The organism is Streptomyces sp. NPDC048606, from assembly GCF_040650855.1.
In the GTDB taxonomy this organism is placed as follows: domain Bacteria; phylum Actinomycetota; class Actinomycetes; order Streptomycetales; family Streptomycetaceae; genus Streptomyces.
In genome coordinates, this window is sequence record NZ_JBEZIB010000009.1 from 48455 (window position 1) to 62266 (window position 13812).

The 13812-nt window shown below is 73.1% G+C and carries 12 protein-coding genes; 2 read left to right on the forward strand and 10 right to left on the reverse strand.

What is annotated here, in order from left to right:
- Positions 1 to 148: 148 nt before the first annotated feature.
- Genes AB0D01_RS12010 through AB0D01_RS12020 form a run of 3 tightly spaced genes read right to left on the reverse strand, consistent with a single transcriptional unit; the run spans position 149 to position 3002 of the window.
- Positions 149 to 1327, reverse strand: a complete 1179-nt coding sequence (locus AB0D01_RS12010; RefSeq protein WP_363055004.1) for a dipeptidase — start codon at positions 1325 to 1327, stop codon at positions 149 to 151.
- Positions 1324 to 1866, reverse strand: coding sequence for a 5-(carboxyamino)imidazole ribonucleotide mutase (gene purE / locus AB0D01_RS12015; protein ID WP_363055005.1), 543 nt, complete (start codon positions 1864 to 1866; stop codon positions 1324 to 1326). Before purE ends, AB0D01_RS12010 begins: the two co-directional genes overlap by 4 nt.
- Positions 1863 to 3002: a 5-(carboxyamino)imidazole ribonucleotide synthase gene (locus AB0D01_RS12020; protein ID WP_363055006.1), complete on the reverse strand. Its 1140-nt coding sequence runs from the start codon at positions 3000 to 3002 to the stop codon at positions 1863 to 1865. Before AB0D01_RS12020 ends, purE begins: the two co-directional genes overlap by 4 nt.
- A gap of 201 nt (positions 3003 to 3203) precedes the next feature.
- Between AB0D01_RS12020 and AB0D01_RS12025 the strand changes: the two genes are divergently transcribed.
- Positions 3204 to 3734 (forward strand): GtrA family protein, encoded by a 531-nt coding sequence (locus tag AB0D01_RS12025; RefSeq protein ID WP_363055007.1) that lies wholly within the window; start codon positions 3204 to 3206, stop codon positions 3732 to 3734.
- A gap of 27 nt (positions 3735 to 3761) precedes the next feature.
- Here the strand turns inward: AB0D01_RS12025 and AB0D01_RS12030 are convergent, their stop codons facing one another.
- Positions 3762 to 5027: an ATP-binding protein gene (locus AB0D01_RS12030; protein WP_363055008.1), complete on the reverse strand. Its 1266-nt coding sequence runs from the start codon at positions 5025 to 5027 to the stop codon at positions 3762 to 3764.
- Between the two features lie 15 nt (positions 5028 to 5042).
- The gene (locus tag AB0D01_RS12035; RefSeq protein ID WP_363055009.1) at positions 5043 to 5720 is read right to left on the reverse strand and encodes a response regulator transcription factor; all 678 of its coding nucleotides are present in this window, start codon (positions 5718 to 5720) and stop codon (positions 5043 to 5045) included.
- Positions 5721 to 6192: 472 nt separating this feature from the next.
- Here AB0D01_RS12035 and AB0D01_RS12040 point away from each other — a divergent pair, with 472 nt between their 5' ends.
- Positions 6193 to 7710, forward strand: coding sequence for an oligopeptide:H+ symporter (locus AB0D01_RS12040; RefSeq protein WP_363055010.1), 1518 nt, complete (start codon positions 6193 to 6195; stop codon positions 7708 to 7710).
- A 73-nt stretch (positions 7711 to 7783) separates the two neighbouring features.
- Here the strand turns inward: AB0D01_RS12040 and AB0D01_RS12045 are convergent, their stop codons facing one another.
- From AB0D01_RS12045 to hutI, 5 genes are all read right to left on the reverse strand, one after another.
- Entirely contained in the window at positions 7784 to 9142 is a 1359-nt protein-coding gene (locus AB0D01_RS12045) for a hypothetical protein (RefSeq protein WP_363055011.1), read from the reverse strand.
- Entirely contained in the window at positions 9139 to 10281 is a 1143-nt protein-coding gene (locus AB0D01_RS12050) for a hypothetical protein (protein WP_363055012.1), read from the reverse strand. The genes AB0D01_RS12045 and AB0D01_RS12050 overlap by 4 nt, the downstream gene beginning before the upstream one ends.
- Before the next feature lie 5 nt (positions 10282 to 10286).
- Complete coding sequence (locus AB0D01_RS12055) at positions 10287 to 11312, reverse strand: hypothetical protein (RefSeq protein WP_363055013.1); 1026 nt, start codon at positions 11310 to 11312, stop codon at positions 10287 to 10289.
- Positions 11313 to 11673: 361 nt separating this feature from the next.
- Complete coding sequence (locus tag AB0D01_RS12060; protein WP_363055014.1) at positions 11674 to 12363, reverse strand: LPXTG cell wall anchor domain-containing protein; 690 nt, start codon at positions 12361 to 12363, stop codon at positions 11674 to 11676.
- 175 nt (positions 12364 to 12538) lie between these two features.
- A complete protein-coding gene (gene hutI / locus AB0D01_RS12065) occupies positions 12539 to 13717 on the reverse strand; it encodes an imidazolonepropionase (protein ID WP_363055015.1) in 1179 nt (392 codons plus the stop codon).
- Positions 13718 to 13812 lie beyond the last annotated feature (95 nt).

The window sequence follows — 13812 nt, forward strand, 5'->3', positions numbered from 1 at the left end:
CCGACGGGTGTGGCAATCGGGTGGTCCGCCCGCTCGGGGCCGTTTCCCCTCCCCCGCGCCGCGCTCTCCCCGCGCCGACCGCCGGGCCTTCCCCGCGTCGGAACGCGGGAAGGGCCCGGCGGGAAGGCCCGGCCGGGGACGGGTACGGCTACAGGTGGGCGTCCGACGGGGGCCGGGTCGCCGCCAGGTCGGCCGCCACCGCTTCCGCGTCGCGCAGCGCCCGTACGGGGTTCGCCCAGGTCAGCTTCGCCAGGTCCGCGCGGGACCAGCCGCGGTCCAGCAGCTCCGCCACCAGGTTCGGGTAGCCCGCCACGTCGTCCAGGCCCGCCGGGGTGAAGGCCGTGCCGTCGTAGTCGCCGCCGATGCCGACGTGGTCGACGCCGGCGACCTCGCGCATGTGGTCCAGGTGGTCGGCGACGGTGGCGGCGGTGGCCACCGGGCGCGGACGCCCCGCCTCGAAGGCCCGGTGCAGGGCCATCGCCTCCGGCGTGGTGTCGAGGTGGTGGAAGCCGTGCGCGCGCAGGTTCTCGTCGGCGGCCAGGGTCCACTCGACCGCCGCCGGCAGGATGAACTTCGGCACGAACGTGGCCATGGCCACGCCGCCGTTGGCCGGCAGCAGCTCCAGCACGTCGTCGGGGACGTTGCGCGGGTGGTCGCAGATCGCCCGCGCCGACGAGTGCGAGAAGATCACCGGCGCGGCCGAGACGGCGATCGCGTCGCGCATCGTCGTGTCGGCGACGTGCGAGAGGTCGACGAGCATGCCGACACGGTTCATCTCGCGGACGACCTCGCGGCCGAAGTCGCTCAGCCCGCCGTGGCGCGGCTCGTCGGTCGCCGAGTCCGCCCAGTCGATGGTGTCGTTGTGGGTCAGCGTCATGTACCGCACGCCGAGCCGGTGCAGGGCGCGCAGCGTGGCGAGGGAGTTGTTGATGGAGTGCCCGCCCTCGGCGCCCATCAGCGAGGCAATCCGGCCGTCGGCGCGGGCCGCCTCCATGTCGTCCGCCGTCAGCGCCCGTACGAGGTCGCCGGGGTAACGGTCGATCAGGCGGGCGACGACGTCGATCTGCTCCAGCGTGGCGCTGACCGCCTGGTCGCCCGCGTAGTCGGAGCGCACGTACACCGACCAGAACTGGGCGCCGACGCCCCCGGCACGCAGCCGGGGGATGTCGGTGTGCAGGTGGTCGCTCTGGTCGGCGGCGATGTCGCGCCGGTCGAGGTCGTAGCGGACCTGTTCGCGCAGCGCCCACGGCAGGTCGTTGTGGCCGTCCACGACCGGGTGCTCGGCCAGCAGCTCACGCGCCTGGCGCAGGCGCTGCGCGGCGCTCACTTGCCGAACCCGAAGGAGTCCGCGCCCGCGACCTTCGTCCGCAGCCGCTTGCCCTTCTCGGTGGCCTGGTCGTTCAGTTCCTGCTGGAAGTCCCGCATCCGGGCCAGCAGCTCCGTGTCGTGCGCGGCCAGCATCCGTACGGCCAGCAGGCCGGCGTTGCGCGCGCCGGCCACGGACACGGTGGCGACGGGCACCCCGGCGGGCATCTGCACGATCGACAGCAGGGAGTCCATGCCGTCGAGGTACTTCAGCGGCACGGGGACGCCGATGACGGGCAGCGGGGTGACCGAGGCCAGCATCCCGGGCAGGTGGGCGGCTCCGCCCGCGCCCGCGATGATCGCCTTCAGGCCGCGGTCCGCCGCCCGCTCCCCGTACTCGACCATCTCGCGCGGCATCCGGTGGGCGGAGACCACGTCGACCTCGTAGGGGATCTCGAACTCGTCGAGCGCCTGGGCGGCGGCCTCCATGACGGGCCAGTCGGAGTCGGAACCCATGACGATGCCGACGACGGGGCCCGTGCCCGCGGGGGTGGTGCTCATTCGGTGATCGTTCCTCTGAGGTAGCCGGCTGCGTGACGTGCGCGCTCCAACACGTCGTCCAGATCGTCGCCGTAGGTGTTGACGTGGCCGACCTTGCGGCCGTGCTTCACGTCCTTGCCGTACATGTGGATCTTCAGCTGCGGGTCGTGGGCCATGCAGTGCAGGTACGCCGCGTACATGTCGGGGTAGTCACCGCCGAGCACGTTGGCCATGACCGTCCAGCGGGCCCGGGGGCGCGGGTCGCCCAGGGGGAGGTCCAGGACCGCGCGGACGTGGTTGGTGAACTGGGAGGTGATGGCACCGTCCTGCGTCCAGTGCCCGCTGTTGTGCGGGCGCATGGCCAGTTCGTTGACGAGGATGCGGCCGTCGGCCGTCTCGAACAGCTCCACGGCCAGGTGGCCGGTCACGTCGAGCTCCTTGGCGATGCGCAGGGCGAGCGCCTGCGCCTCGCCGGCGAGGGCCTCGGACAGGTCGGGGGCGGGGGCGATCACCGTGTCGCAGACGCCGTCCACCTGGATGGACTCGACGACGGGGTAGGCCACCGCCTGACCGTGCGGGGAGCGGACGATGTTCGCCGCGAGCTCGCGGACGAACTCGACCTTCTCCTCCGCGAGGACCGGCACGCCCGCCTTGAACGGGGCGTGCGCGTCCTCGGGCGTGCGCACGAACCACACGCCCTTGCCGTCGTAGCCGCCGCGCACCGTCTTGAGGATGACGGGGAACCCGCCCACCTCGGCGGCGAAGGCCTCGACGTCCGCCGGATCGGCGACGATCCGGTGGCGGGGGCTGGGCGCGCCGATCTCGTCGAGCTTGGCGCGCATCACCCCCTTGTCCTGGGCGTGCACCAACGCGTCGGGCCCCGGGCGGACGGGGATGCCGTCCGCTTCCAGGGCCCGAAGGTGTTCGGTGGGCACGTGCTCGTGGTCGAAGGTGATCACGTCACATCCGCGCGCGAACGCGCGCAGCGTCTCCAGGTCGCGGTAGTCGCCGATGACGACATCGCTCACGACCTGGGCCGCCGAATCCTGTGGTGTGTCACTGAGGATCTTGAATCTGATACCGAGGGGGATACCCGCCTCGTGGGTCATGCGGGCGAGCTGTCCGCCGCCGACCATGCCGACTACCGGGAACGTCACGCCTCCAGGGTATCCGTCGGTATTCCGCCATCCGGACGTGGCCTGGCGCGTACCCGTGTGCCGTGCGTCGCACGGGGCGCGAAGGCACGTACGGCGCCCCGGGGCGACACTTAACATGGACGGGTTGACGCATTCGAGTGACGCCCGCGCATCGGCCGTGACGCCGTGGGTGACGACGACCGACAGGGACTGAACCATCACATGAGCACGCCGAAAGCTGTACCGCTGTCCGAGCGTTTTCGCGGTCTCGCCCGCGAAGCCATCAAGTTCGGCGCAGTCGGTGGACTGGGCGTCCTGGTCAACTTCGGCGTGTTCAACCTGCTCCGGAGCACGACGGACCTTCAGATCGTGCGCGCGAACGTCATAGCCATCGTGGTGGCCATCATCACGAACTACATCGGCTTCCGGTACTTCACCTACCGCGACCGCGACCTCGGCAGCCGTCGCCGCGAGATGGTGCTCTTCGTCCTCTTCAGCGCCATCGGCATGGTCATCGAGAGCGGCGTGCTCTACGTGGCGACGTACGGCTTCGGCTGGGACAGCTCGCTGCAGAACAACATCTTCAAGTTCCTCGGCATGGGCGTGGCGACCGTCTTCCGCTTCTGGTCCTACCGCACCTGGGTCTTCAAGGCCCTGCCCACGCCGGCGGCCCCCTCGCTGGTGGTCGAGCAGCGCGACGGCGCGCAGGACCTGCCCGCCGCGCCCCGCACCCCCGAGCCCGCGGCCCAGTAACACCCCGCCGGAGCCGTCCGGTCGGGGTCAGCGGACGGTCTCCTCCGGTTCCGGCGGCTGCGGCGCCGTACGGCTGAGGAACAGCGCGAACACCGGCGGTCGGGCCTGGAGCAGCTCCAGGCGACCGCCGTCGGCCTCCGCGAGGTCGCGGGCCACGGCCAGGCCGATGCCGGTGGAGTTGCGGCCGCTGATGGCCCGCTCGAAGATCCGGTTGCCGAGGTCGGGCGGGACGCCGGGGCCCTCGTCCGTGACCTCCAGCACGGCCTGGTTGCCGATCACCCGGGTGCGCAGCGCGACGGTCCCGCCGCCGTGCATCAGCGCGTTCTCCACGAGGGTCGCCAGGACCTGCGAGACCGCCCCGGGGGTGCCGACCGCCCGCACCCCCGTCTTCCCGGAGCTCACGATGGCCCGCCCGGCGCTGCGGTAGGCCGGCCGCCACTCCTCCACCTGCTGCTTGACGACCTCGTCGAGGTCGAAGGGGACCGCCGAGCCGGTGCGCGGGTCGCGGGAGTTCGTCAGCAGCCGCTGGACCACGTCCGTGAGCCGCTCCACCTGGGTGAGGGCGATGGTCGCCTCCTCCCGTACGGTCTCCAGGTCATCGGTGACCGTGATCTCCTCCAGCCGCATCGACAGGGCCGTCAGCGGGGTCCGCAACTGGTGCGAGGCGTCCGCGGCCAGGCGCCGCTCGGCGGTCAACATCCGCCCGATCCGCTCCGCGCTGGAGTCCAGCACGTCCGCGACCCGGTCCAGTTCCGGCACCCCGTAGCGCTTGTGCCGCGGGCGCGGGTCGCCCGAGCCGAGCCGTTCGGCGGTCTCCGCGAGGTCGGTGAGCGGGGAGGCCAGCCGGTTGGCCTGGCGTACGGCGAGCAGGACGGCCGCGACGACGGCCAGCAGCGCCACCGCCCCGACCACGGCGAGGGTGCGCCCGACCTCGCGGGTGACGGTCGAGCGGGACTCCTCGACCACGACGAACTCGCCCTGTTCCCCGCGCGCCGTACCCCGGATGACGCTGCCGTCGACCCGGTCGCCGACCTCGACGATCGGGTGGCCGGGGACGATGATGCGGGCGTAGGTGCCGAGGTCCAGCTGTTCGGCGAGGGCCCCGGCCTCGATCGGTTTGTGTTCGAGGGCGTCCGCCTCGACGATCCCGAGGAGCCGCAGCGCCTCGGAGCCGATGCGGTCCTGGGCGCTGCTGGTGATGGTCCGGGTCTCCACGATGACCAGGGAGACCCCGAACACGGCGATCACGACGAGCACCACGGCGAGCGTGGAGTTGATCAGGCGGCGGCGCATGGCTCGGGGGGTGTCTCAGCTCTTCTCGAAGCGGAAGCCGACGCCGCGGACCGTGGCGATGTAGCGGGGGTTCGCGGCGTCGTCCCCGAGCTTCTTGCGCAGCCAGGAGATGTGCATGTCGAGGGTCTTGGTGGAGGACCACCAGGTGGTGTCCCAGACCTCGCGCATCAGCTGGTCGCGGGTGACGACGCGGCCGGCGTCACGGACCAGGACGCGCAGGAGGTCGAACTCCTTGGCGGTGAGCTGGAGCTCCTCCTCCCCCATCCACGCGCGGTGCGACTCGACGTCGATGCGCACGCCGTGGGTGGCGGGGGCCTGGGCGCTGTCGGAGGCGCCGCGCCGCAGGAGGGCCCGTACGCGGGCCAGCAGCTCGGCGAGCCGGAAGGGCTTGGTCACGTAGTCGTCGGCGCCGGCGTCCAGGCCGACCACCGTGTCGACCTCGTCGGCCCGGGCGGTGAGGACCAGGATCGGGAAGCCGTGGCCCTCGGCGCGCAGTCGCCGGGCCACCTCCAGGCCGTCCATGCCGGGCAGCCCCAGGTCCAGGACGACGAGGTCGACGCCGCCCTGGAGTCCCGCGTCCAGGGCGGTGGGGCCGTCCTCCCGGACCTCGACCTCGTAACCCTCCCGGCGCAGGGCGCGGGCCAGGGGTTCCGAGATGGATGCGTCGTCCTCGGCGAGCAGTACACGCGTCATGTGGGTGATGGTAGTCCGCGACGGCCTGAAGGAGACCCTTGCCCGCAGACCCCTCTCGAACTGGGGTTATGAGTAGACGACCGCCTTCGAATATGGCGAATCGGTTCCCGGCGGACCTGTGATCCATCTCTCAAGTCCTTCCATATGCCGCACTGTCGTGTCGTATGGTGGCGAGACGCCTGATGCACTACTCAGGGGATCTTTGTGCCGAAAAGCGAGCAAGGAACCTCAAATTCTGCTCTGGTCGGTTTCAGCCGGCCCAGATGACAGTGAATGACCTATGGGCCGGGCCCGGCGCGCGAGGAGGCGCGCAGGGCGTGGATCCCGGTTACGGCCGACCCTTCTACCCCGACAACCCGGGGAACGAGGCCCCAGGGCGTGGGGCGGGTCATCCGTCGCCGGTGCCGGCCACCCCCCACCGGGCGCTGAACAGCTCACGAAGCCGAGCGTCCCGAGCAAGCAAGGATCGACCATGGCTTCCAGCCTGACGAAGGACTCGGCGTCCCCGGCGCCCGAGAAGACCTTCTTCGGCCACCCCCGTGGCCTGGCCACTCTGTTCATGACCGAGATGTGGGAGCGCTTCTCCTACTACGGCATGCGCGCCCTTCTCGTCTACTACCTGGTCTCGGGCGGCGCGGACGCCGCCACGGGCAGCCAGGGTGGCGGTCTGGCGATGACAGCGGCCACCACCACGGCCATCTACTCCGTGTACGTCTCCATGGTCTACCTCATGGCCATGCCGGGCGGATGGTTCGGTGACCGCGTCTGGGGCGCCCGCAAGACGGTCGCCATCGCCGGTTTCGTGATCATGGCTGGTCACCTGTCGCTGGCCATTCCCGGCCAGGCGATGTTCTTCGTCGGTCTGATCCTCGTCGCGGCCGGTTCCGGTCTGCTGAAGGCCAACATCTCCACGATGGTCGGCCACCTCTACGACGGTCCCGAGGACCCGCGCCGTGACGGTGGCTTCACCCTCTTCTACATCGGCATCAACCTCGGTGCCTTCGTCGCTCCCTTCGTCGTCGGCACGATCGGCAAGGAGCACAACTGGCACCTGGGCTTCGCCCTCGCCGCCGCGGGCATGGGCCTGGGTCTGCTCCAGTTCCTGCTGGGCACCAAGCACCTGAGCCCCAAGAGCAGCCAGGTCCCGAACCCGCTGTCGCCCGAGGAGCGCAAGGCCGTCCTGACCAAGGTCGCCCTCGTCGCCCTGGTCATCGCCGTCTTCTACGGCGCGGTCGTCGCCCTCGGCATGTACACCCTGAACTGGGCGCTGGTCCCGCTGACGCTGGCCGGTCTGATCATCCCGATCGCGGTGCTGACGCGCATCAAGCGCGACAAGGACCTCTCGGCCCCCGAGCAGTCCCGCATGACCGCGTACATCTGGTTCTTCATCGCCGCCGCCGTCTTCTGGATGATCTACGACCAGGGTGGCTCCACGCTGTCCCTGTTCGCCGACTCCAAGACCTCCGACACCGTCTTCGGCTTCGCCTTCTCGGCGACCTGGTACCAGTCGCTGAACCCGCTGTTCGTGATGGCCCTGGCCCCGGTCTTCGCCTGGCTGTGGCTGTGGCTGGCCCGCAAGAACCAGGAGCCGAACACCATCGTGAAGTTCGCGATGGGTCTGGTGCTGGTCGGTGCCTCGTTCTTCGTCTTCATCGTTCCGATGGGCATGGCCGGCGGTGACACCAAGGTCTCCCCGATGTGGCTCGTCTCGATCTACATGATCCAGACCATCGGTGAGCTGTGCCTCTCCCCGGTCGGCCTCTCCGTCACCACGAAGATGGCCCCGCAGAAGTACGCCTCCCAGATGATGGGCGTCTGGTTCCTGGCGGTCACCGCAGGTGACTGCACGACCGGTCTGCTCTCCCTGGCCGGCGTCGACCTCAACGGAACGTGGGTGATCGCCTTCGAGGCGGCCGCCGCGGTCCTGGCCGGCTTCGCGGTCTTCTCGTACCGCAAGAAGGTCCAGTCCCTCATGGGCAGCGTCCACTGACGCACCCCGCGCGCGTGGTGAACGGCCCGGCACACCGGAAGGTGTGCCGGGCCGTTCCCGTGTCGCTACGCGGTCACCGGCGGGCGCCGCGCAGGCGGCGCCAGGGGGTGAAGGCGAAGACCGCGCCGCCCAGCAGGATCACCGTGCCGGCGACCAGGGCCAGGGCCCTGATGCCGCCCTCGTCCTCGGCGCCCGTCTCGGCGAGGCCGCCCGAGGCGGAGCCCGAGGAGCCGACGGCTCCGGCGGTGGTGGAGCCCGATCCGCCCGGCTGGGCGGTGGTGTCCAGCTCCAGGGAGACCCCGCTGCCGGCGGCCTTGCAGGGCACGACGATGGGGGCGGAGCCGGGGGCCATGGTGACGTCGATCGTCAGCTGGTCGGGGCTCAGCGTGACCTTGCCGCTCTTGCCGGGCTTGTAGGTGCCGGTCATGTCGTTGAGGCTGACCGGCGCCTTGTCCGCGATGGGCTCCGCGTTCGCCGGGCCGGAGACCTTCACGGAGCCGCTGTCCGCGCCACCGAGCTTGATCTCCATCGACGGCTTGAGCGCCCCCGCGGGCAGGGCCATGGGGGCCGCCATGGCTCCCTTGGCGGTCTTCACGGTGAGGTCGTAGCCGCCCCCGCCGTTCTTCCTCGCGTTGATCGTGACCGGCGTCTTGATGCCGCCGGGGACCACGGCGCCGCAGTCGTACGTGACCTCGACCGCCTTGCCCGGGAAGTCGGTCTGGCCACCGCCGCCGCCCGTGGTGGAGCCGGTGGTCGAGCCCGTGGTGGAGCCGCTCGTCGTGGAACCGGTCGTGGCGCCCGTGGTCGTGCCGCCGGTCGTGGTGCCCGACGTCGTCCCGCCCGTCGTCGTGCCTCCGGTGGTCGTGCCGCCGGTGGTCGTGCCGCCCGTGGAGCCGGCCGACACGTCGATGGTGGCGCCGACGCCCACGGCTCCCGTCGGGGCGCACTTGGTGACGAACGTGCCGAACGAGAAGGTGACGGCGACGTCGTACTTGCCCGGGGTCAGGGTGATCTTCCCGGCCTTGGTGAGCTTCAGCTTGCCCTTCATCGTGGACATCCGCATCGGGGCCTTCTTGGGGATCGGCGGGTTCTTCTTCTCCCCGACGACCTTCAGCTCGCCTCCCCCGCCGACCGTGATCCAGCCGGTGGGCTGGACCGAGTCCTGCGGGATGTCCATCAGGTCCGTGTTGTTCGACGCGGGCTTGACGGTCTCCCAGGACACCTCGACCTCGTCACCGACCTTCGCGGTGGCGGGCGCGGTCACCTTGGCGGTGGTCTCGCCCTCCACCGGGCTGCCGCCGCCCGCCGGCGGCACGCACTTGACTTTGAAGCTGGTCTCGGCCGCCTGGGCGGGAGCGGCCCCGGTGGCCATGGCGGCGCCGCCGAGCAGCAGCGCGGTCAGGGCCGCGCTCACCCTCCGTTGGGTCTTCACGAATGTCCCTTCGTCGTCGAACGGTTCTCAGACGGTGCGGACGCCTGTGGTGCGGGTCCCGGCGCGCTGTCCGGGGTGAACCACGGCAGGACCGCCGTGGTGGTCTGGGGGGTGGGCGCGGGGGCCCGTCCGGGCGTGATCCTCGGGAGCCGGGCCGTCACGGCGCTCGCCACGTCCGGGAGCCGCCCGCCGCGGTGCCGGCCGGCGGCGGACCCGCCGCCGGGTCGCGGCCGGAACCGGTCGACGACGGCCATGCCGACGCGGAACAGGGCGGTCGGCACCACCACCAGCAGCAGGCCCCAAAACAGCAGCACCCCGTACGGGCGGTCCACGCCCCAGGGCTGGGTGGCCAGCAGGGTGTCCCCGTACATGAGGGAGACGGTGTGGTCGCCGTGCGCGCCGGCCGGGAGCGCCACGTCGAGGGCGATCTCGGCCTTGCCGCCGGGCGCGATGGTGCCCTTCCAGCGGGCCTCCTCCCAGGTCGGGGCGAACACCCCGCGGGCGGTGCCGAGGCGGAAGACGGGGTCCTTGACGGGGGCGGAGCCCAGGTTGCCGACGGTGACGGTGAACCTGCGGCCGGGCGGCGCCCCGAACCAGGTCAGCACCCCGTCCTCGCCCTTCAGGCGGACCCCGGTGAGCACGGCGAGCCGGGCGGTGCCCGCTTCGGCGGGGAGGTCCGCGACCGGATGGCCGGCGATCCTCAGGGGGACGGCGACGGTGGCCCCGTCCCCGTTGACGGAGGCCACGTTGACCACGCACGGGCAGGGTTTCGGCGGGGCGACGACGGCCAGCCGGGCCCCGAAGCGGCCGTCGTCGGCGACCGAGACGGCGGCTCCGTCGGCGTTGGCGCAGCTGTTGGTGCCGCCGATCATGTTCTGGCCGCAGACCAGCAGCATGACCATGGTCTTCGGCCGCCAGCCGGTGCCGTCGACGGTGATCTCGGTGCCCTGGCCGGCCTCCTGGAGGGAGAGCGTCACCGCGGGCCCGGCCTCGTCCGCGGCGGCCGGGCCGGCCGGCGTGAGGAGGGCGGCCGCGAGGAGGGCCGCCCCGAGGAGCAGCGCCGCGAGCAGGCGGGGCCCCGCGGCCCGGGGGGCGGTCCGGTGGGGGGTGGTCGGGGGGGCGGCCTTCGCGCCGGCCATGCGGCTCACCTGGTGGCTCCCGTCAGCTCGTGGTGCGGTACGTGGCGCCCCTCCCCGGGGGCCGGTCGGCGGTCGGGGTCGACGCCCCGTCGGCGGCGGCTCCGGCGGGCGCGCAGCAGGGCCCGCCCGGCCGCGAGGGCCCCGCCGAGGGCGATCAGGCCGGCGCCGGCGCGGGCGGCGGGGGTTCCGGGCAGGAACCAGGCGGTGGTGCGGGCGCCGGCGGGGGCCGCACCGGGGGCGGTGACCGTGAGGGTGAGGTCGACGCGGTCGAGGGCGGGGGCGTCCGGCCAGGGTTCCGTCAGCGCGAGCCGCCCGCCGGGCGGGAGCTCGACGGGCAGGGTGCGGGCGGCGGGGGCGGGAACGTCCCCGAGGCGGCCTCGGGCGGCCGGGGCGAGCACGGGGGCGGTGAGGACGACGTTGCCCCGGTTGACGAGGGTGTACGCGACGACGGTGGCGGCGCCGCGACCGCGCACGGAGACGTCCTCGACGGTGAGGGCGGCCAGCGTCGGGCCGCCGACCCGCAGGTGGATCCGTACGTCGACCTCGCGGCCGGCCTCGCCGGCGACGACGACGGCGGGGTGGTCCCCGGGGGTGGAGGCGGGCGGCACGCTGACGGTGAAGGGGACCACGGCGCGGGTGCGGGGCGGGATCCGCACGGTGTCGGCGGCGAAGCCGATCCAGGACCCGGCCCCGGCCCCGGACCAGGACCCGCCGGGGCGCCCGGCGGGGGCGTCGGCCCCGCGCAGGGTGACGACGCGTTCGCGGTCGGTGGTGTTGGTGAGCGCGAGGCGGTCCTCCAGCACGGTGCCGGGGGTGCCCGCGAGGTAGAAGTACGGGCGTGCGGGCGCCCCGGGGCGCCCGCCGGCGGGTTCGACGCTCCAGCCGGGCCCGTCGGCGGCGACCGCCGGCGCGGCGACGAGCCCGAGCACCAACCCGACCGCGAGCGCGAGCCCCGGCGCGGGCCGCAGCCACGCGCGCAGCCTCGGCCCGGGGCGGGCGGCCGTCCGGAGCGGGCCACCGGACCGGAGCACGGCACCGGACCGGGGCGGGGCATCGGGCCAGAGCGAGGCACCGGACGGGAGCAGGTTGCCAGGCCGAAGCGGGGCACCATGCCGGGGCGAGTCACCAGACGGTAGCGCGGCGCCAGACGGGAGCAGGCCGCCAGGCCGGAACGGGCCGCCGGACCGGGCCGTGGCACCAGGCGGGAGCGAGCCGCCGGACCGGGCCGTGGCACCAGGCGGGAGCGAGCCGCCGGACCGGGCCGTGGCACCAGGCGGGAGCGAGCCGCCGGACCGGAGCGCGGTACCGGACCGGAGCGGGCCACCGGACCGGGGCGGGCCGCCGGCGGGGTGGGGGCGGGTGGGGGGCTGGGGCATGGCCGGGCCGCTCCGTTCAGGACGGGTCGTGCCGGGGCCCGCGGCCGCGCCGGGTCAGCCAGAGCATCCCGGCGGCCCCGGAGAGCAGGACGGTGGCTCCGAGGGTGCCGAGGGCGAGGGCGGAGTCGGCGGGACCCGTCTGCGGGAGGGTGTCCCCCGGGGCGGCGGAGCCGGGCGGGGGCGCGTCCTGGCCGCCGCCGGCCGCCGTGACCTCCAGTTCGAGGGAGGGCTTCGGGCTGTTGCCGGGGGTGCAGGTGGTGGTGGTCCCCATGGCCTTGATGGTCAGCACGCCGGCGGTGAAGGTGACCTTGCCGCTCTTCTTCGGGGTGTAGGTGCCCGAGAGGTCGGTGATCTTGATGGGGGTGTTGGCGGGGGCGGCCTCGGGGTTGGGCGGCCCGGAGACCGGCACGGAGACCTTCTCGGCCCCGTCCGCCATGATCACGGCGCTGGGGTTCATCGCGCCCTTGCCGAGCTCGATGGGGCTGGAGGAGACGCCCTTCTGGAAGGACATCGTGAGCTTGTAGCCGTCGCCCTCCTTCACGGCCTTGATGTCGATGGGCGAGACCGCCGACTTGTCCCCGATGGGGGTCTGGCAGTTGTACTCGACGTCGACCACGTCGGCGTGGGCCGAGGGGGCGGCGAGCAGGACGGAGGCGACGGCGACGAGGGCCGGCGCGAGCACGGTGGAGCGTTTCCGGTCGGACACCTTCGGCACTCCTCGGACCACAGGTTACTGACGACACATCAGATCGGTGGCTCAAGGTACGCCCGGGGCGTTGAGGAGGGAAGACACGGGACGGGCCGGATCGACGGCCTGTCGGACGTACGGATTCCGGCCGCTCCGGGGCCTTCGGGCCCTCGGCCCCGGAGCGGTCGACGGGTCAGGCCGCGCGCACCCCGCGCTGCCAGACCGCGCGCACCAGCGGGACGCCCGGCCGGTAGGCGAGGTGGACGTGGCTCGGGGCGTCCAGCAGCGCGAGGTCCGCGCGGGCGCCGGGGGCGATCCGGCCGATGTCGGCGCGGCGCAGCGCGCGGGCGCCGCCGGCGGTGGCGGACCACAGGGCCTCGTCGGGGGTCATGCGCATGTCCCGGACGGCGAGGGCGATGCAGAACGGCATGGAACTCGTGTACGAGGAGCCGGGGTTGCAGTCCGTGGACAGGGCCACGGTGGCGCCCGCGTCGATCAGCCGGCGGGCGTCGGGCCACTGGGCGCGGGTGGAGAACTCGGCGCCGGGCAGGAGGGTGGCGACGGTGGTGTCGCGGGCCGCGGCGAGGGCGTCGACGTCGGCGTCGGTCAGGTGGGTGCAGTGGTCGGCGGAGGCGGCCTCCAGCTCCACGGCGAGCTGGACGCCGGGACCGTACGAGAGCTGGTTGGCGTGCACGCGCGGGATCAGTCCGGCGGCGGCGCCGGCGGTGAGGATCGCGCGGGCCTGGTCTCCGTCGAAGGCCCCCTTCTCGCAGAAGACGTCCACCCAGCGCGCGTACGGGGCGCAGGCGCGGAGCATCTCGCCGGTGACGAGGTCGACGTAGCCGGCCGGGTCGTCGGCGTAGTCCGGGGAAACGATGTGCGCGCCGAGGTAGGTGACCTCCTCGGTGTGGGCGGCGGCGATGCGCAGGGCGCGGGCCTCGTCGGCGACGGTCAGGCCGTAGCCGGACTTCGTCTCGAAGGTGGTGGTGCCCTGGCGGCGCGCCTCGTCGAGGTGGCGCAGCAGGTTGGCCTCCAGCGCGGCGTCGGAGGCGGCGCGGGTGGCGGCGACCGTGGTCCGGATGCCGCCGGCGGAGTAGGCGCGGCCGGACATGCGGGCGTTGAACTCGGCGGTGCGGTCGCCGGCGAAGACGAGGTGCGAGTGGGAGTCCACGAAGCCGGGGACCATGGCGCGGCCCTGCGCGTCGAAGCCCTCGTCCGCGGCCGGCGCCCGGTCGGCGGGGCCGACCCACACGACCTCGGCGCCGTCGATGACGACGGCCGCGTTCTCGATCAGGCCGAGGGGCGAGCCGTCGCCGAGGGCGGGGTCGTTGGTGACGAGGCTGCCGATGTGGGTGATGGCGGTGGTGGTCACGGGAGGTTCCTCTCAGAGCTGGGGGTCCCGCCGCCCGGCGCCCTCCCCGTGGCCCGGCTCCGGGGAGGGCGCGGGGCGGGGGAAGGGCCCGCCGC

What these genes read in the sequence shown, in the direction of transcription:
- AB0D01_RS12035 (WP_363055009.1), bottom strand. Translation starts at nt 5,720, where the DNA reads ATGACGCGTGTACTGCTCGCCGAGGACGACGCATCCATCTCGGAACCC.
- AB0D01_RS12040 (WP_363055010.1), top strand. Translation starts at nt 6,193, where the DNA reads ATGGCTTCCAGCCTGACGAAGGACTCGGCGTCCCCGGCGCCCGAGAAG.
- AB0D01_RS12025 (WP_363055007.1), top strand. Translation starts at nt 3,204, where the DNA reads ATGAGCACGCCGAAAGCTGTACCGCTGTCCGAGCGTTTTCGCGGTCTC.
- purE (WP_363055005.1), bottom strand. Translation starts at nt 1,866, where the DNA reads ATGAGCACCACCCCCGCGGGCACGGGCCCCGTCGTCGGCATCGTCATG.
- AB0D01_RS12050 (WP_363055012.1), bottom strand. Translation starts at nt 10,281, where the DNA reads ATGGCCGGCGCGAAGGCCGCCCCCCCGACCACCCCCCACCGGACCGCC.
- AB0D01_RS12030 (WP_363055008.1), bottom strand. Translation starts at nt 5,027, where the DNA reads ATGCGCCGCCGCCTGATCAACTCCACGCTCGCCGTGGTGCTCGTCGTG.